We start from the raw sequence: 18,123 nt of genomic DNA, 5'->3' as shown, positions 1-18,123 counted from the left end.
AGAAGGGAAACTTTAATGAAAAAATTAGATGAAAAGAATTCACAATTACTAAAAGTTATTCTTATATCTATTTTGGTATTTTTTGCATTTTGGTATATTGAAAATGTTAAGAATGGCTTGACGGTATTTATTGCTGTAATACAACCTTTTTTGATTGGATTTATGCTGGCTTTTATTATTAATTTGCCTATGAATTTCTTTGAAAGAAAAGTGTATTCTAAAATTTTTAAAACAGAAAAGACAAAAAAGTTAGTTCCAGTTTTTTCACTTATATCTTCTTGGATTTTATTTATTTTGGGTATTGTAATATTTTTGAATGTATTAATTCCAAGAATATCTAAGGCGGTAACTGCTCTTATTGAAAGATTTCCGTTATTTTTAGATGATTTGATAGATTTATTAAATAAAAATAAATTAACAAAAAATTTTGCCGATGATGCTCAAAAATATATAAATAGTGTTGATTGGAACAATGTCTTAGTTCAAGTTAAGGATTATTTTGTTGGAGAGGCGGGAAATATTTTTGATAAAACAACTTCAATTATAAATTCTGTATCATCAACTATTATAACCATAGCTGCTGCTACAATATTTTCGGTATTTGTATTGATTAATAAAAAAGATTTGAAAATTTTAGCTAATAGAATTATTTATTCCTTATTTAAAAGGAGTACTGCTGATGAAATTAACAAGGTGGCAAGTCTTTCTTATTCTTCATTTGCATCTTATATTAATTCCAAAGCTCTTTCTAGTTTGATACTTGGAATTTTGGTTTTTGTTGGTATGTTAATTTTAAAAATTCCTTTTGCGGCTATGGCTGCAATATTGGTTGCAATAGCAGATTTTATTCCTTATGTTGGACCACTTATTGCAACTGTCATAATGATGATTTTAATTTTTATAGAATCACCATTTAAGTCTTTGGTATTTTTAATATTTTTATTAATAGCCCAACAAGTTCAAGGCTCAATAATTTATCCGGCTTTGGCTGGAAAAACTATAGGTCTTCCATCAATTTGGGTAATTGTATCTATAGCTATTGGTGGAAGTTTGTTTGGAATTGTTGGTATGCTTGTATCAATTCCAATTGCATCAATTTTGTACACTTTGATGAATGAAAAAATGGATAAGACTTTGGCAAAAAAAGAAATTTCAGAAAATGAAATTAAAGAATTATCAGAAAAAGTTCACTACAAAAAGGAAGAAAAATAGATGAAATTAAAAAGATCTAAAAAAGGCGAATTTGTTCCAGTAATTAAAAATAATAAAATTTACTATGGTGGCTACCAAAATGACTTAAAAGAAGTAGGAGTGAGTAAATTTTATAGGGATAGGTCTTGTGTAGTTACGGCATTTACAAACACTTACCTATATCTCTACAGAAAAGATGAAAAATTTAGCCTAGATCAATTTAATGATTACCAATATTGGTTTTTTCAAATTATAAAACCAAGAGTTTATGGAGTGCCAACGGCAAGGCTTTTGGATTTCAAATTAAATAAATTTAGAAAATCCTACCATTTGAAATTAAAATCACACATATTAGAAGATAATCCAATAAAAAGAAAATCAATGGAAGAGATTGCAAATTTTATTTTCCAAGCCATAGGAAAAGATCTGCCAGTTATATTTTTTAATTGGGTCAGTAGGTCGATTAGGGTGATGAAACATCATGGAGTTACAATTACAGAAATAGAAAAATGCGAAGATGATTATAAACTTACAATCTCATCATGGGGAGAAGTTTATAAGATTTCATTAAAAGAATTTTTGGAACAAAATAGAACATATACTGGTTTTATTTATTTTGAAAAAGATAATATATAAAAAATTTAAAATATAGGAGAGAAAAAATGAACAAAAACAAATTTATGGAAAGTTATATCGAAAATTTACAGAGAATTACACTAAAAAATTTTGCAGAAACTTCAGACAAGGACAGATATTTTGCTCTTTGCGATACAATAATGGAGCTTATCAATCAAGAATGGAGAAATTGCAAAAATAGGACAAGAAGATCAAGAAAAGCCTATTATTTTTCTGCGGAATTTTTGGTAGGAAGATCTCTTGGAAATAATTTAATTAATCTTGGAATTTATGATGAAGTAAAAGAAATTTTAAGTGAGATTGACATTGATTTTGAATCAATAGAAAATTTTGAAGATGATGCTGCTCTTGGAAATGGTGGTCTTGGTAGACTTGCAGCTTGTTTTATGGATTCAGCGGCAACCCAAAAGCTTGATATGTATGGATACGGAGTAAGATACAGAGAAGGACTTTTCAAACAAAAAATAGAAAACGGCTTTCAAGTTGAAGGTGGCGATCATTGGATAAAAGATGGCGATGGCTGGTCAATAAGAGTTGAATCCGATTCAAAAATTGTAAAATTTAGAGACCAAACTGTAAAAGCAGTTCCTTACGATATGCCAATGCTAGGTTTTGAAAATGAACAAGTAAATACATTAAGACTTTGGCAAGCAGAACCATTTGAAGAATTTGATTTTTCATATTTTAATAATTTTCAATATGATAAGGCAGTTGAAGAAAAAAATAGGGCTGAAGATATAACCAGAGTTTTATATCCAAATGACATGCAAAGAGAAGGAAGAGTTTTAAGGTTAAAACAACAATATTTCTTCTGCTCAGCATCAATTCAAGATATGGTTTCAAAATACAAAAGATATTTTGACCACGATTTACAATTTGAAGATTTTTCAAAATATCACATAATCCAATTAAATGACACCCATCCAATTATTGCCATACCAGAGCTTATAAGAGTTTTAGTCGATGAAAATGGAATTGAATTTGAAAGGGCTGTAGAAATAACAAAAAATACATTTGCATTTACAAACCACACAGTTTTACAAGAGGCTCTAGAATCTTGGCCAAAAGATATAATGCTTGAAGTATGTCCAAGATGTTTTGATATAATTAAAAAATTAAATGAAAATTTAGTAAAAGAATTTAAAGAAAAAGGACTTTCAGAAGAAGCTATCGATCCTTATAGAATTATAAGATTTGACCAAGTGAGAATGGCAAATCTTGCAATAGTAATGAGTAAGTCTGTAAATGGAGTTGCAAAACTTCACACACAAATTTTAAAAGACGATACCTTTAAAAATTGGTATAAATTAATGCCAGAAAAATTCAACAATAAAACAAATGGCATTACACCAAGAAGATGGCTAGTATATTCAAATATAAAATTATCAAATTTCATCACAGAAAAATTAGGAAGCGATGATTGGAAATACGATCTTACAAAATTAAAAGACCTAGAAAAATACCTAGACGATGAAAAAACTCTAGAAGAAATTAATCAAATTAAATTTGAAAATAAAAAAGAGTTGGCAAAATATATTTTGGAAAATGAAGGAATAAGTATAAATCCAAATTCAATTTTTGATATACAAGTAAAAAGAATTCACGAATACAAAAGACAACATTTAAATCTTCTTCACATTATAAATTTATATCACAAATTAAAGAAAAATCCTGATATGGATTTCTACCCAACAACATTTATTCTTGGAGGAAAAGCAGCACCAGGATATTTTAGAGCAAAAGCAATAATAAAACTTGCAAACGAAATTGCAAGAGTTATAAATAACGATGAAGAAGTAAATGACAAAATAAAAGTAGTATTTGTAAATAATTATAGGGTAAGCTACGGCGAAAAACTCTTCCCAGCAGCAGATATTTCAGAGCAAATTTCAACAGCAGGGAAAGAAGCTTCAGGAACAGGCAATATGAAATTTATGCTGAATGGAGCCTTGACCCTTGGAACTTATGATGGAGCAAATATAGAAATTTTTGAAAATGCAGGAGTTGAAAATAATTATTTATTCGGAGCAAAAGTTGAAGAATTAAATGAAATTTATGATTCCTATAATCCAAAAGAATTTTATTACAAAAATGAAGACATCAAAGATGCAGTAGATACACTTTTATCAGGAGAGTTAAACGATAATGACTCATATATGTTCCTAGATATTTACAATTGTCTAATAAATCCACAAGGTGGAGAAAAAGCTGACACATATTTTGTCTTAAAAGATTTTGAAGATTACAAAAAAACACACGAAAAAATAAATAAAGAATATTCAGATAGATTAACATGGGCAAGAAAGAGCCTAAAAAATATTGCAAACGCAGGATATTTTTCATCAGACAGAACAATTCTTGAATATGCAAAAGATATTTGGAAATTATAAAAAATAGAAAGAGAGAAAAATGAGCAAAGATTTAGTAATAGGATTACTAATTCCATTTATAGGCACAAGCCTTGGGTCGGCTATGGTCTATTTAATGAAAAACGAATTATCAAGTAAAATTCAAAAATCCCTATCAGGCTTTGCCGCAGGCGTAATGGTTGCGGCAAGTATTTGGTCGCTTTTAATACCAGCAATGGATATGGTAGATCAAAAGCTAGGAAAAATGGCGTGGATTCCTGCTGTGGTAGGATTTGCCGTTGGAATTATATTTTTATTATTTTTAGATAATGTAGTTCCCCATCAACACGTTGATAGCGATGTGGCAGAAGGACCAAAAAATGATTCCTTAAGAAAAACAACAATGATGGTACTTGCAGTTGTAATTCACAATATTCCAGAAGGAATGGCAGTAGGAGTAACATTTGCAGGAGTTTTGTCAGGAAATACAGGTTTAACAATGGCAGGAGCAATGGTGCTTTCACTTGGAATAGCAATTCAAAATTTTCCAGAAGGAGCAATAATTTCTATGCCATTAAAAAGTCAAGGAATAGGAAAAAATAAATCATTTATAATGGGAGTTTTATCAGGAGCAGTAGAGCCGGTAGCAGCAGTTCTTACAATATTATTATCCCAAATAATGATTCCAATTTTGCCATATCTTTTAAGCTTTGCAGCCGGAGCGATGTTTTACGTAGTAGTAGAAGAATTAATACCAGAAGCAACAGGCGAAGGCGAAGATCATTCAAACCTAGGAGTAATTTGGTTTTCAGTAGGCTTTTCAGTAATGATGATCCTGGATGTCATGCTTGGCTAAAAAATGTGCCGGTGGCACATTTTTTACAAGCATGCCGCGGAGTAAGTACGAAGAATTAAAATTAAGTTTTAAAAAAGTAAAAAACCAAATTAAGTTTAACGCGACCAAAGAGCGTATGTTAGGCTAGAAATTGTGCCTGTGGCACAATTTCTACTAATGCCCCGCGGAGTAAAATCGAAGAATAAAAATTTAGTTTTAAAATAGTAAGAAAATCAATTAAGTTTAACGCGGTTAAATAGCGTGCTTGGGCTAGAAATTGTGCCTGTGGCACATTTTTTACAAGCATCCCGCGGAGGTCGGCATATGAGATATTATGAAAGCAAGAAGGAATTAAAAAATGAGATAAAGAAAGCTTTTGACACTGAAAGGATAAATAAATTATGCTTATGAATAATAATCCAATATCATTAAAAAAACGAATGAAAGAATTGTTTTTTGATTATTTACTTATTCTTTTGTATTTAGCATTTTTATTTGGAGTAAGCATGGCAGTTTATCATCTGTTTTTTAAAGGAATCCCAAAAATGAACGAACTACAATCACAATTAATTGCCTTATTAACATCAGTTATTCCGATTATTTTGATTTTTTCTTATTTGGATTATTCAAAAGAGGGCAGTCTTGGTAAACGCAAAGCGGGGTTAAAAGTCGTCTATAAACATAAATCTTTAAAATCAAGCTTTATAAGAAACTTAATCAAATTTTTACCATGGCAAATAGGACATATGAGTACGATTCATGGAATTTATACTGGCTTTGATGTATGGGCTATCGTGTTGTTTTTTATAGGTATCGGATTTGCTGTGCTGCTATTATTAATGGGTATTATACGTAATGATAAAAGACATTTGGGTGATTTATTGGCAAATACACAAGTACAAAATCAATAGGAATGATTAGAAAATAAAAGTTGAGATTTAAATGAGAGTTATTTTTAATGAAAAATAGTGAAGGTAACTATTAAAATGGATGTCGATATATGAGGTCTTATAAGAGTAAGGAAGAATTAAAAGATAAGCGTGTTGATGAGGTTAATCGGAAACAGGCAGAAAATCTTGACTATCAATTTCTTAATATTACGAACGAATTTCAGACGTCTAATATTGCAAAAAATGAATAAAATAAAATTATATCAGGGATACAAAATTATATCATGCAATAAAAAGGAATAGATATAAAGATAGAATCTATACAAAAGGAAATATCAGATATTATTGAAGAGAATTTTATAAATTTTAACAATGAAACTTTGAAAGGAATAGCAGAAATGTTATCTCTTTTTTATTACAAGAAAGGAGTTTTATATAAAAAAATTAGAACAGATAAGATAAGGGTCAAAAGAAATATAAAGATAAAATATATGTCTATGACAAGTAAGAAATAGACGGTCAAATAAGGCAAAGGGTTGAAATTCACTACAAGTTTATTGGTATATTAAATTTACCACTTCGGACTACTAACCAGAGTAAGTACGAAGAGTAAAACTCTAATTTTAAATTATTAAAGATTGAATTAAGTTTAACGCAACCAAAGAGCGTATGTTAGGCTAAAAATTGTGCCTGTGGCACAATTTCTACTAATGCCCCGCGAAATAGGTACAAAGAAATAAAAAACAATTTAAATTAAAAAATAAAAATCAAAAAAATACCAAGTCAAAAACTTGGTATTTTTTTTGTAAAAAAATTTCCCCCAAAAAATTTTAAATATAAAAATTTCAAAAAATTTAAATTTTATTTCATTTAAGCCTTTCCTTTCTACAAAATTTTATAATAAAGTATATAATATAAATAGACTTAGGAGGTAGACATGTCTTACATAGATAATTTTGTAGCGTATTTATCGCTAATTAGGATTACAGATATAATTGATATAACGCTTATTGCTTTTATTGCATATAAATTGTTAAAGCTTCTCAAAAATACTAGAGCTGAGCAAGTTATGAAGGGATTTATTTTTGTTTTAATCTTTGCATCAATTGCTGATATTTTTAAATTAAATACTGTTTCATGGCTTATGAATCAATTTTTTACTGTTTCTTTGGTATTTATAATTGTAGTTTTTCAACCAGAATTAAGGTCTGCTTTGGAAAGAATTGGTAGGGGACGAAGCTTTTTTGTTAGTGATTCTTACAATAAGAATGAAAGATCTATTGATGAAATTGTTTCTGCTATGAGCTCCTTGTCTAGGCAAAAAATTGGTGCTTTGGTGGTTATTGAAAGAGAAGTTGGACTTAACGATATTATTGAAAGTGGAACTAATCTTTCTGCTGAAATTTCCAGCGAACTTTTGATAAATATTTTTATTCCCAACACACCTCTTCATGATGGGGCGGTTATAATTCGTGATGATTTGATTGAAGCGGCAGCTTGTTATTTGCCATTAACTACAAATAATACTTTGTCAAAAGAACTTGGCACTCGTCACAGAGCAGCTATTGGAATTAGCGAAAAAAGTGATTGCCTTGTCGTTGTTGTTAGCGAGGAAACTGGAACAATTTCTATAGTAAGCAATGGTGTTATAAATAGATATTTTGATGACGAGTCTTTAAAAGATAGGCTTATGAAAGAGCTAAGAGATGATGAGAATAAATTGAATTTTAAAAGGAGGATTGAAAATGAATAATAAAAATGACAGAAAATTGATTGTTTTATCAATTCTTGTTGCTGTCATTATGTGGGCTTTTGTAATGACTTCAACAAATCCTTCTTTATCAAAAACTATAAGAAATGTTCCTTTAACAATCAAAAATCAAGAAGTAATGCAAAAAGATGGCTACGCCCTGGTTGGTAAAGATGAGGTGGCAAGTGTAAATGTAAAAGTTGAAGGTTCAAGATCAGATCTTGCATCATTGTCAGCAGAAGATTTGGTTGCAAGCATAGATTTGGGCGTTCCAACAGAAGGAATAAAAACTTTAAATGTAAATGTTGATGTTCCGTCAGGAATTAGGATTGAAAGTGTAAGTCCGTCAAACATTAATTTAAAAATGGAAAAAATTGTAAAAAAGGATTTGACTGTAGATATAAAAATTTCTGATAGGCTAAAAGAATCAAAAATTATTAATGTAAGCGAGCAATCTACCAAAAAAATCACTGTATCTGGCCTTAGAAATTATGTTGATAAGGTTGATAAAATTGTACTAAATATAAATGAAGAAGAATATCTTGATGGGAAAATTCATGATATTGGAGTAAAAGCTGTAGATAAAGATGGAAAAGCTGTAGAAAATGTAGACTTGTCACAAAATGATGTGTCAATTTCTTTTGATGTTCTCCAAAGTAAGGAAGTAGGCGTAGAATTAAATTACGACAATCTTCCAAAAAATATGCAAATTGAAGAAAGTAAAATTTCTCCAAACAAGGTTATATTAAAGGGAGAAAAAAGTATTGTTGATAAAATAAGTGCAATTAAAACTAGAGAAATCGACCTATCAAATTTGAAAAACGACGAATTTGAACAAAGAGTAGAACTTGAAATCCCACAAGCTGTCGAGCTAAATGAGGGAGATTATTTTGTAAATGTCTATGTGAAATTAGGAAAGAAAAATTAATGTCCTATAAATATTTAGTAAAAAGACTTGAAGATTCTGGTTTTGAAACTTATATTGTAGGCGGAGCACTAAGGGATAAGCTTTTGGGAGAGAAAATCCACGATATTGATTTGACAACAAGAGCTAGACCAGAACAAATAATGAAAATTTTTTCTGATATGAAATTAATAGATATAGGGAAAAAATTTGGAACAATAAAGGTTATTTATAAATCCGAAGAATTTGAAATTACAAGTTTTAGGGCTGAATCTCTATACAAAGACAAAAGGCATCCTGATAAAATTTCCTTTTCAGATACAATTGAAGAAGATTTAAAAAGAAGAGATTTTACCATAAATGCCATGGCAGAAAGAAATGGCAAGATAATAGATTTATTTGATGGGAAAAAAGATTTAAAGGATAAGATAATAAGAGCTGTTGGCAATCCTTACGAAAGAATAGAAGAAGATTATCTAAGAGCTTTAAGAGCAGTAAGATTTGCTACAGTTTTGGATTTTGAAATTGAAGAAAATTTTAAAAATGCAATAAAAAATAAGAAAAATAATATAGAAGAAATATCAAAAGAAAGAATTAGGGATGAAATTAATAAAATTTTATTATCTAAAAATCCATCAAAAGGAATTAGATTATTAGAAAAGCTTGGTCTTTTGGAATATATATTTCCAGAAGTTAAAAAAATGATAGGCTTTAATCAACATTCCTCCCACCATAAATTTGATTTATTTGAACATTCTATGAAAGTATTGGATATGACGCCAGCAAATTTAAAAACAAGAATGGCAGGGCTTTTTCACGATACAGGAAAAATTGATACATTTTTTCTTGATGAAAATGGAGAGGGTAGATTTTTTGGACACCAAGAAATATCAAAAGAAATAATTAAAAATAGACTAAAAGATTTAAAATATTCCAAAAAATTTATAGAAAACACATCACTATTGGTAGAAAGGCACATGGATAATACCAATACATACACAAAAAAATCTGTAAGAAAGCTTTTGAGAAAAGTTGGAGATGAAAATATTTACGATTTGTTTGATTTGCAAAAAGCAGATGTTCTTTCGACAGTTCACGATAATACAGAAAATATTTCAAATGCAAAAATACTTTTAGAAGAGATTTTAAATTCAAATACTCCAAGGAAAAAAGATCAAATTGATTTTTCAGGAAATGATTTAATAGAAATGGGATTTAAAGAGGGAAAAAAACTTGGAGAGATTTTAAATGAAGTTTATAATTTGGTAATGGATGAAAAATTAGAAAATAAAAAAAGTGAAATTGTTAAATATATAAAAAATAAATACAATAATCTTGATAGAAATTATTAGAAGTAGTATATTAAACTAATGAGTATGTAGTGTTTTAGGAGGCAAAACGATGACAGAATTAAAATCACATGAAAATAATATAGCAAAATTTGACTTAGTAGTAGCTGCTGAAGATTTTGAAAAAGCAGTTAATAATGTTTATAAAAAAAATAAGTCTAGATATAGGGTAGATGGATTTAGAAAAGGAAAAGTTCCAAAAAGAATTATTGAAAAAATGTACGGAGTAGAAGTATTCTACGATGAAGCAATTCAAGAAGTTTTCCCAGAACCTTATAACAAGGCAATTGATGAATTAAATCTTGAAGTAATAGATCAACCATCAGTTGATTTTGACGATATAGAAAAAGGAAAAGACGTTGTATTTAAAGTAGAAGTTGAAACAAAACCACATCCAACACTTGGAGATTATTCTGAGCTTGAAGTTACAGAAATCCCAACAGAAGTTACAGATGAAGATGTAGAACACGAACTTAAACACCAACAAGAAGAAAATGCAAGAATTATTCCAATAGAAGACGGCGAAGCTCAAGATGGAGATACAGTAAATATCGATTTTGATGGTTTTCTTGATGGAGAAAGATTTGAAGGCGGAAAAGCTGAAAATCATGATTTAGTTCTTGGATCAAAATCATTTGTAGGCGATTTTGAAAAACAAGTTGAAGGCCACAAAGTTGGAGAAAAATTTGATGTAAATGTAACTTTCCCTGAAGATTATCAAGCAAAAGAATTCCAAGGAAAAGATGCAAGATTTGAAGTAGAAATCAATTCAATTTCAAGAAAAGAACTTCCAGAAATTGACGATGAATTTGCAAAAGATATTTCTGAATTTGAAACATTAGAAGAATTAAAAGAAGATACAAAGAAAAATCTTAAAGAAGATAAAGAAAAATTTGTAAAAAATCAAATTCAAAATGAAGCAATCAAAGCTTTGGTAGAAAAATCTGAAGTAAGCGCTCCAGATCCATTAGTAAACCAAGAAATTGATCTTGAAATGCAAAATCTTGACCAAAGATTACGTCAAATGGGAATTTCTTTACAACAATATATTGAAATGACAAAAATGGATATGTCTGCAATTAGAGATCAATATAGAGCTGTTGCAGAAGATAAAGTAAAAGCAAATCTTGTAATGGACGAAGTTGCTTTGAAAGAAAATATTGAAGTAAGTGATGAAGAAATAGAAAATGAAATAAAAGATGCCGCTAAACAATATGGAGTAGACGATTACGAAAAATTCAAAGAAATCTTCGAAAAGAATGTTTCTAGAGATACAGTTATAGAAAATGTTAAAAGAAGAAAAGCTGTAGAACTTCTAGAAAAAAATGTAAAATTAGTTCCAGCTAAAAAAGAAGAAGAAAATAAAGAAGACGAAAAAGAAGACTAGTAATCATAAACTCCAAAAGATAAGGAGATTTTATGAACGCAAAAAACTTTTTAGTTCCTACAGTTATAGAGCAAACAAATAGGGGCGAGCGTGCTTATGATATTTACTCAAGATTATTAAAAGATAGGATTATTTTTCTAACAGGTCCTGTTGAAGATGGAGTAAGTGATATAATTATTGCTCAACTCTTATTTTTAGAAAGCCAAGATCCAAATAAGGATATTCAATTTTATATAAATTCGCCAGGTGGTGTAGTTACAGCAGGACTTGCAATCTATGACACAATGAATTATATAAAACCAGATGTATCTACAATCTGTATAGGTCAAGCTGCATCAATGGGAGCAGTTTTGCTTTCATCTGGAGCAAAGGGAAAGAGATTTTCTCTTCCAAATTCAAACATCCTAATCCATCAACCATCAGGTGGAGCTCAAGGTCAAGCAAGCGATATTCAAATCCAAGCTGAGCAAATTTTAAAAATGAAAAAAAGATTAAATAAAATTTTGGCAGATAATACTGGTCAAAGTATTGAAAAAATTCAAAAAGATACAGACAGAGATTTTGCTATGGATGCTTATGAAGCAAAAGAATATGGCTTAATAGACAAGGTAATAGAATAAGTATGGGTAAAATGGAATTTGAAGAAAATAGATGTTCCTTTTGTGGGAAAAGCGCTGATGAAGTTGATAGATTAATTGCAGGACCAGATGCCTTTATTTGTAATGAATGCATTGAGCTTTGTTCATCAATTATTCAAAGAGAAGAATTAGTTGAACACAGCCACATGGACATTGATCTTGCCACACCAAGTGAGATAAAAGATTATTTAGATCAATATGTAATCCAACAAGAAATGGCAAAAAAAACACTATCAGTTTCAGTATATAATCATTACAAAAGAATAAATTCAAATTATGATAGCAAAGATGATGTTGAGCTACAAAAATCAAATATTTTGATGCTTGGACCAACTGGTTCTGGAAAAACTCTTCTTGCTCAAACTCTTGCCAAGAAATTAAACGTTCCATTTGCAATTGCAGATGCAACAAGTTTGACTGAAGCAGGATATGTTGGAGAAGATGTTGAAAATATAATTTTGAAATTAGTTCAAGCTGCTGATTATGATATTGAGCTTGCCCAAACAGGAATAATCTACATTGATGAAATAGATAAAATAACTAGAAAAAGTGAAAATCCTTCAATTACTCGTGATGTTAGTGGAGAAGGAGTTCAACAAGCACTTTTAAAATTAATTGAAGGAACTGTTGCAAATGTTCCTCCACAAGGTGGAAGAAAACATCCAAGCCAAGAATATATCCAAGTTGATACAACAAATATTTTGTTTATTGTTGGTGGAGCCTTTGATGGAATTAAAGATATAATAAAACAAAGAACCAACAAAAAGTCAATTGGTTTTGGTTCAGAAGATAGTGAAAATAAAGAAGTTTCTTTGGCAGATGTTACAACTGAAGATCTTTTGAAATTTGGATTAATTCCAGAATTTATTGGAAGAGTTCCAATAGTTGTTTCACTTGAAGATTTGGATGTAAATAGTCTTGTAAAAATTTTACAAGAGCCAAAAAATTCTCTATTAAAACAATATCAAAAATTATTTGAGCTTGATGGAGTAAAATTAACTTTTGAAGATGAAGCAGTCAAAGAAATTGCCGAAAAAGCCTTCAAGCAAGAAACAGGTGCTAGAGGACTTAGGACAATTTTGGAAGATTTGCTTTTGGATGTAATGTTTGAGATTCCTTCAAAAGATCATATAAAAGAAGTTATTGTATCAAAAGGTGCTATAAAAGATAAGAAAAAATTAATATACAAATAAAAAAGGGAGACATTGGGCTCCCTTTTTACTACAAGGAGATAAAATGAGCTTTATCTATAAAATAGATACAAAAGAATATCCAATGGTTCCTGTTAGGGGCTTGTGGGCTTTTCCTGATACAGTAGTCCACTTTGATTGCCAAAGAGCAGTTTCAAAAAAGGCTGTAGAAGATGCTTTGTTAAATGAATCTGAAATTTTTTTGGTAAATCAAAAAGATATTTTAGAAGATAATCCGAAAAAAGAAGATATTTATGATTATGGAACAATTGCAAGCATAAAACAAACTTTTAATTTGCAAAATGGAGAGCTTAGGGTTTTGATTGAAGCAAAATCTGTTGGCGAAGTTTTGGATGTAAAAATTGAAGATGGATTTTTTAAGGCAGAGGTTAAAGAATATATTTTCGATGAAGAAAATTTTGAAAGTAACGAAAATATAGAAGCCTTGAAAAAAATGTTGGTTGAAGATTTTAGATCTTATGTTTCAATTGACAATTCTATTCCACCAGAAATTGCTTTTTCTTTGGTAGAAATTGAAAATATTGATAAACTTGCAAATTTAATAACATATTATCTTCCTTTAAGTCCAAAAGAAAATTATTCCCTTTTAAAAGAGCTTGATATTGAAGAAAAACTTATTAATCTTCATAGGCTTATTCAAAAAGAAATTGAACTAAAAGATTTGTCAAAAAAAATAGATTCTAAGGTTCAAGAAAATATTAATAAGGGACAAAAAGAATATTATCTTAGGGAAAAACTTGATGTTGTTAAAAATGAATTAAATGATTTGACAGGAAAAGATTTGAACGAGGCGGATGCCTTTAGGAAAAAATTAAAAATTAAAAATCGATAAGGAAGATAAGGAAACTTTATTAAAAAGTATTGATAGACTTGAAATGATTCCTGAAATGAGCCCTGATTATGGGGTTATAACTTCCTACCTTGATTTTGTTTTATCTCTTCCTTGGTCCAAAAAATCAAAGGATAATTTGGATATAATTCATGCCAAAAAAGTTTTGGATGAAGACCATTATGGACTTATGGAAGTTAAGGAGAGAATTTTAGAATCAATTGCTGTAAGAAAGAAAAAAGGAGACAACCAAGCTGCTGTAATTTGTCTTGCTGGCCCTCCTGGAGTTGGAAAAACTTCTATTGCAAAATCAATTGCTCGTGCTTTAAATCGTAAATTTATTTCCATGCGTCTTGGTGGAGTGACTGATGAATCAGAAATAAGAGGTCACAGAAGAACTTATGTTGGGGCTATGGCTGGAAGAGTTTTATCAAATATATCAAGAATAAAAGTAAAAAATCCAGTATTTTTGCTAGATGAAATTGATAAGTTGGGTTCAGATTTTAGGGGAGATCCTTCATCAGCCCTTCTTGAGGTTTTAGATCCTGAACAAAATGATAAATTTATTGACCGTTATCTTGATATTGGTTTTGATTTATCAGAAGTATTTTTTATAACAACAGCAAATGATATTTCAAATATTCCTCCAGCACTTTTTGATAGGCTTGAAATTATAGAAATTTCTGGTTACACTCAAAGAGAAAAGGAAGAAATTGCCAAAAGATATTTGATTAAAAAAGAAATGGAAAACAACGGTCTTTGTAAAGATGATTTGAATATTTCAGATCCAGTTATAGAAAAAATCATAAAATCCTACACAAGAGAAGCAGGAGTAAGGTCACTTGAAAGAAATATTGCAAAAATATGTAGACGTGCTGTAAAAGAAATTCTTGAAGGAAAAGAGAAGGTCAATGTTTCTATGAGAAATTATGAGAAATATCTTGGCAAGGAGAGATTTTTTGAAGACCAAAGACTCAAAGAAGATAAAATTGGAATTGCAAATGGACTTGCTTGGACTCAAGTTGGCGGAACAATTTTAACAATTGAAGTAAATGCCATGGACGGAAAAGGGGCAAATTTATTTACAGGAAGTTTGGGAGATGTAATGAAAGAATCAGCCCAAGCTGCAATTTCATATTTGAGAAAAAATTCAAAAGAATTAGAAATCGATCCAGATTTTTATAAAAATAAAGACATTCACGTTCACGTTCCAGAAGGAGCAACTCCAAAAGATGGCCCATCAGCAGGAATTACAATGACAACTGCAATTGCATCAGCTCTTACAGGAAAAAAAGTAAGATCGGATCTTGCAATGACGGGCGAAGTTACAATCACAGGAGAAGTTTTGCCAATCGGAGGACTTAAAGAAAAAGCCCTCGCAGCTTATGCTTATGATATAAAAAATGTAATTATTCCAAAAGAAAATGAAAAAGATATTGAAGATATTGACAAGGAAGTTAGGGAAAAAATAAACTTTATAAAGGTATCAAGAGTTTCAGAAGTTTTAAAGGAAGCCTTGCTATGAAAATAAAATCAGTAAATTTAGATCAAGTTGCAGGATTTCCCTCCCAATTTCCAAATGATAATTTTGAAGAAATTGCCTTTGCAGGAAGATCTAATGTGGGAAAATCTTCATTTATAAATTCATTTTTGGATAAAAAAAATCTTGCCAAAACTTCATCAAAACCGGGCAAGACCAAAACCATAAATTTTTATAAAATAAACGATAAATTTAGGCTGGTAGATCTTCCAGGCTATGGCTATGCAAAAGTTTCAAAAACAGAAAAAGAAAAATGGAATAATTTAATCCACCAATATTTATATGAAAGAGAAAATTTAAAAGAAGTTTTTCTTTTGGTAGATATAAGACACGCTCCAACAAAACAAGATAAAGAAATGTATGATTGGATAATAGATTCTGGCTTTACAGGATTTGTTATAGCAACAAAATACGATAAAATTCCTAAAACACACTTAAAAAAACACATAAAAGAAATAATGAAAACTTTAAATATTGATGATGAAGGATTGATTTTTGCCTATTCATCAATAACTTCTCACAATAAAAATGTTTTATTAGAGCAGGTTGAAGTAATAGTAAATTCATAAATTTAAATTTTGAAAATCTCACGAAAGTGGGATTTTTTATTTTTTAAATTTAAAATAAAAAAGATGGCAAAAGCCATCTTAGATTAATCTATAAATTCTATTTCTTTTCCGTCCATGTGAGAAATTCTTGCAAGAGAGTAAACATCTATGCCCATATCATCAAGAAGTTTTCTTCCGTCTTGGTAGGATTTTTCTATAACTATTCCAATACCAGCCACATTTGCACCTGCTTGTTTACAAATTGCAACCATAGCCTTGGCAGCTTGACCATTTGCCAAAAAATCATCTATCAACAAGACATTTTCATTTTCGTGTAAGTAATCCTTGCTTACAATAAGTCTTTTCATCTCTTCTTTTGTATAAGAATAGCAAGTTGAAGAAAATGTATTATCATCGGTTGTAAGAGATTTTTGTTTTCTTGCAAAAACTACATCGCAATCAAGGACAAGACCTGTGATAACTGCTGGGGCAATTCCTGATGATTCAACTGTCAAAATTTTATTTATATTTTTGTCTTTAAAATGCTCAGCAAATTCTTCTCCCATTTCTTTTATCAATTTTGGTTTTATTTGATGATTTAGAAAAGAATCAACTTTTAAAATATCTTTGCCAAGAACCTTACCATGGCTTAATATTACTTCTTCTAATTTTTTCATTATAAACATTTACCTCCGTACTCTTTTTATTATTATAAAGCAAAGTTTAACAAAAAGTCAAAAATCACTTTTATAAAGCTATCTATAGGGTAATATATATTATATGAATAGAAATGAAATAATCAATGACTTAATAGAATTTATTGACCAAAGTCCAATAAATTATTTTGCTGTCAAAAATTCTATTGATCGTTTAGAAAAAAATGGTTTTAAAAAACTAAATGAAAATGAAAAATGGAAACTAGAAAAAGGCGGAAAATATTTTGTAAGTCGTGACGATACAGCTTTAATTGCTTTTAGTGTGGGAGATGATCCAAGAAAGGGGTTTGATATAATTGGATCTCACACAGATTCTCCAACTTTTAAAATAAAATCAAATCCAGAAATGACTTCAAATGGATTTTTGAAATTTAATGTTGAAGGCTATGGGGGAATGATTGTATCTTCTTGGTTTGATAGGGATTTGTCTTTGGCAGGAAAAGTTGTTTTTGAAGAAAATGGAGAATTTAAATCAAAACTTGTAAAAATTGAAAAAAATCTTTTGACAATTGCAAACTGCGCAATTCATATAAATAGAGAATTAAATTCTGGATATAAGTACAATATGCAAGATGAACTTTCTCCAATTATAAAAACTATCGAAGATGATTTTAAAAAAGAAGGATTTTTGCAAAAATTATTGGCAAAAGAAATTGGAGTAGATGAAGAAAAAATAATAGATTTTGATTTGGCACTTTTTGATAGGCAAAAAGGATCTCTTATGGGAAGTGATGATGAATTTATTCATATTGGAAGACTTGATAATCTTGCAAGTGTCCACCAATCTCTTACAGCTTTAATTAATAGTGAAAATAAAAAATTTAATATGTGCGTATTAAATGACAATGAAGAAATTGGATCAGGCACAAGGACAGGAGCATCTTCTCCATTTTTGGATGAAATTATGGAAAGAATTGTAATGAATTTGGGTTATAATAGGGAAGATTATTTTATTTCTCTTTCTAATTCATATTTAATTTCAGCAGACCTTTCTCACTCAATTCATCCAAACTATAGTAATTTATTCGATTCTACAAATAATACAAGAATAAATATGGGTATAGGAATAAAGGTAGCTTCTAATGGTGCTTATACAACAAATGTAGAAACTAGGGCGAGATTTTTAAAACATGCAAAAAATGTTGGAGCAAAAGTTCAAACTTTTCACAACAGATCTGACAAGGTCGGTGGCTCTACAATTGGTCCAATTGTTTCTTCCAAATCCGGAATAAAATCAATCGATGTCGGCACACCAATTCTTGCTATGCACTCAATAAGAGAGTTTGGCGGAGTAGATGATCACATAGAAGCTATAAAAATATTTGAAGATTTTTACAATAAAAAATATTAG

The 18,123-nt window shown here is 29.7% G+C and carries 14 protein-coding genes and 1 pseudogene; 14 read left to right on the top strand and 1 reads right to left on the bottom strand.

Features of this window, described 5'->3' with window-relative positions; all coding sequences use genetic code 11:
- The first annotated feature begins 15 nt into the window (after nucleotides 1-15).
- From HGAG_RS05425 to yihA, 13 genes and pseudogenes are all read left to right on the top strand, one after another.
- Nucleotides 16-1,212 carry an AI-2E family transporter gene (locus HGAG_RS05425; RefSeq protein WP_004838057.1) on the top strand — a complete coding sequence of 399 codons (1,197 nt, stop codon included), beginning with the start codon at nucleotides 16-18 and terminating at the stop codon, nucleotides 1,210-1,212.
- Complete coding sequence (locus HGAG_RS05420) at nucleotides 1,213-1,827, top strand: hypothetical protein (protein WP_019118232.1); 615 nt, start codon at nucleotides 1,213-1,215, stop codon at nucleotides 1,825-1,827.
- A gap of 26 nt (nucleotides 1,828-1,853) precedes the next feature.
- On the top strand, nucleotides 1,854-4,217 hold the full coding sequence (locus tag HGAG_RS05415) for a glycogen/starch/alpha-glucan phosphorylase (RefSeq protein WP_019118231.1): 2,364 nt from the start codon (nucleotides 1,854-1,856) through the stop codon (nucleotides 4,215-4,217).
- Nucleotides 4,218-4,236: 19 nt separating this feature from the next.
- Complete coding sequence (locus HGAG_RS05410) at nucleotides 4,237-5,031, top strand: ZIP family metal transporter (RefSeq protein WP_019118230.1); 795 nt, start codon at nucleotides 4,237-4,239, stop codon at nucleotides 5,029-5,031.
- 380 nt (nucleotides 5,032-5,411) lie between these two features.
- Entirely contained in the window at nucleotides 5,412-5,921 is a 510-nt protein-coding gene (locus tag HGAG_RS05395; RefSeq protein ID WP_019118228.1) for an RDD family protein, read from the top strand.
- Between the two features lie 916 nt (nucleotides 5,922-6,837).
- Entirely contained in the window at nucleotides 6,838-7,653 is an 816-nt protein-coding gene (cdaA, locus tag HGAG_RS05380) for a diadenylate cyclase CdaA (RefSeq protein ID WP_004838061.1), read from the top strand.
- On the top strand, nucleotides 7,646-8,578 hold the full coding sequence (locus HGAG_RS05375) for a CdaR family protein (RefSeq protein ID WP_019118225.1): 933 nt from the start codon (nucleotides 7,646-7,648) through the stop codon (nucleotides 8,576-8,578). Before cdaA ends, HGAG_RS05375 begins: the two co-directional genes overlap by 8 nt.
- A complete protein-coding gene (locus HGAG_RS05370; RefSeq protein ID WP_019118224.1) occupies nucleotides 8,578-9,906 on the top strand; it encodes a CCA tRNA nucleotidyltransferase in 1,329 nt (442 codons plus the stop codon). Before HGAG_RS05375 ends, HGAG_RS05370 begins: the two co-directional genes overlap by 1 nt.
- Nucleotides 9,907-9,955: 49 nt before the next feature.
- Nucleotides 9,956-11,290, top strand: a complete 1,335-nt coding sequence (gene tig / locus HGAG_RS05365) for a trigger factor (protein WP_019118223.1) — start codon at nucleotides 9,956-9,958, stop codon at nucleotides 11,288-11,290.
- A gap of 32 nt (nucleotides 11,291-11,322) precedes the next feature.
- Complete coding sequence (gene clpP / locus HGAG_RS05360; RefSeq protein WP_004838066.1) at nucleotides 11,323-11,910, top strand: ATP-dependent Clp endopeptidase proteolytic subunit ClpP; 588 nt, start codon at nucleotides 11,323-11,325, stop codon at nucleotides 11,908-11,910.
- 2 nt (nucleotides 11,911-11,912) lie between these two features.
- Nucleotides 11,913-13,121 (top strand): ATP-dependent Clp protease ATP-binding subunit ClpX, encoded by a 1,209-nt coding sequence (clpX, locus tag HGAG_RS05355; RefSeq protein ID WP_004838067.1) that lies wholly within the window; start codon nucleotides 11,913-11,915, stop codon nucleotides 13,119-13,121.
- 43 nt (nucleotides 13,122-13,164) lie between these two features.
- Nucleotides 13,165-15,493 (top strand): annotated as a pseudogene (gene lon, locus HGAG_RS10680) (endopeptidase La).
- A complete protein-coding gene (gene yihA / locus HGAG_RS05345; RefSeq protein ID WP_019118222.1) occupies nucleotides 15,490-16,077 on the top strand; it encodes a ribosome biogenesis GTP-binding protein YihA/YsxC in 588 nt (195 codons plus the stop codon). The pseudogene lon and the gene yihA overlap by 4 nt, the downstream one beginning before the upstream one ends.
- An 83-nt stretch (nucleotides 16,078-16,160) precedes the next feature.
- Here yihA and HGAG_RS05340 read toward each other — a convergent pair whose 3' ends face one another.
- On the bottom strand, nucleotides 16,161-16,733 hold the full coding sequence (locus HGAG_RS05340; protein WP_026074055.1) for a xanthine phosphoribosyltransferase: 573 nt from the start codon (nucleotides 16,731-16,733) through the stop codon (nucleotides 16,161-16,163).
- A 103-nt stretch (nucleotides 16,734-16,836) separates the two neighbouring features.
- Here HGAG_RS05340 and HGAG_RS05335 point away from each other — a divergent pair, with 103 nt between their 5' ends.
- Complete coding sequence (locus tag HGAG_RS05335) at nucleotides 16,837-18,123, top strand: M18 family aminopeptidase (RefSeq protein ID WP_019118220.1); 1,287 nt, start codon at nucleotides 16,837-16,839, stop codon at nucleotides 18,121-18,123.

This window comes from Anaerococcus obesiensis ph10 (assembly GCF_000311745.1).
GTDB classification, from domain to species: Bacteria; Bacillota; Clostridia; order Tissierellales; family Peptoniphilaceae; genus Anaerococcus; species Anaerococcus vaginalis.
Note: the sequence above shows the minus strand (reverse complement) of the source record. Positions and strands in the feature narration are given on the sequence as shown.

Coding starts and splice junctions, on each gene's coding strand:
- HGAG_RS05425 (WP_004838057.1), top strand. CDS start 16: ATGAAAAAATTAGATGAAAAGAATTCACAATTACTAAAAGTTATTCTT.
- HGAG_RS05420 (WP_019118232.1), top strand. CDS start 1,213: ATGAAATTAAAAAGATCTAAAAAAGGCGAATTTGTTCCAGTAATTAAA.
- HGAG_RS05415 (WP_019118231.1), top strand. CDS start 1,854: ATGAACAAAAACAAATTTATGGAAAGTTATATCGAAAATTTACAGAGA.
- HGAG_RS05410 (WP_019118230.1), top strand. CDS start 4,237: ATGAGCAAAGATTTAGTAATAGGATTACTAATTCCATTTATAGGCACA.
- HGAG_RS05395 (WP_019118228.1), top strand. CDS start 5,412: ATGCTTATGAATAATAATCCAATATCATTAAAAAAACGAATGAAAGAA.
- cdaA (WP_004838061.1), top strand. CDS start 6,838: ATGTCTTACATAGATAATTTTGTAGCGTATTTATCGCTAATTAGGATT.
- HGAG_RS05375 (WP_019118225.1), top strand. CDS start 7,646: ATGAATAATAAAAATGACAGAAAATTGATTGTTTTATCAATTCTTGTT.
- HGAG_RS05370 (WP_019118224.1), top strand. CDS start 8,578: ATGTCCTATAAATATTTAGTAAAAAGACTTGAAGATTCTGGTTTTGAA.
- tig (WP_019118223.1), top strand. CDS start 9,956: ATGACAGAATTAAAATCACATGAAAATAATATAGCAAAATTTGACTTA.
- clpP (WP_004838066.1), top strand. CDS start 11,323: ATGAACGCAAAAAACTTTTTAGTTCCTACAGTTATAGAGCAAACAAAT.
- clpX (WP_004838067.1), top strand. CDS start 11,913: ATGGGTAAAATGGAATTTGAAGAAAATAGATGTTCCTTTTGTGGGAAA.
- yihA (WP_019118222.1), top strand. CDS start 15,490: ATGAAAATAAAATCAGTAAATTTAGATCAAGTTGCAGGATTTCCCTCC.
- HGAG_RS05340 (WP_026074055.1), bottom strand. CDS start 16,733: ATGAAAAAATTAGAAGAAGTAATATTAAGCCATGGTAAGGTTCTTGGC.
- HGAG_RS05335 (WP_019118220.1), top strand. CDS start 16,837: ATGAATAGAAATGAAATAATCAATGACTTAATAGAATTTATTGACCAA.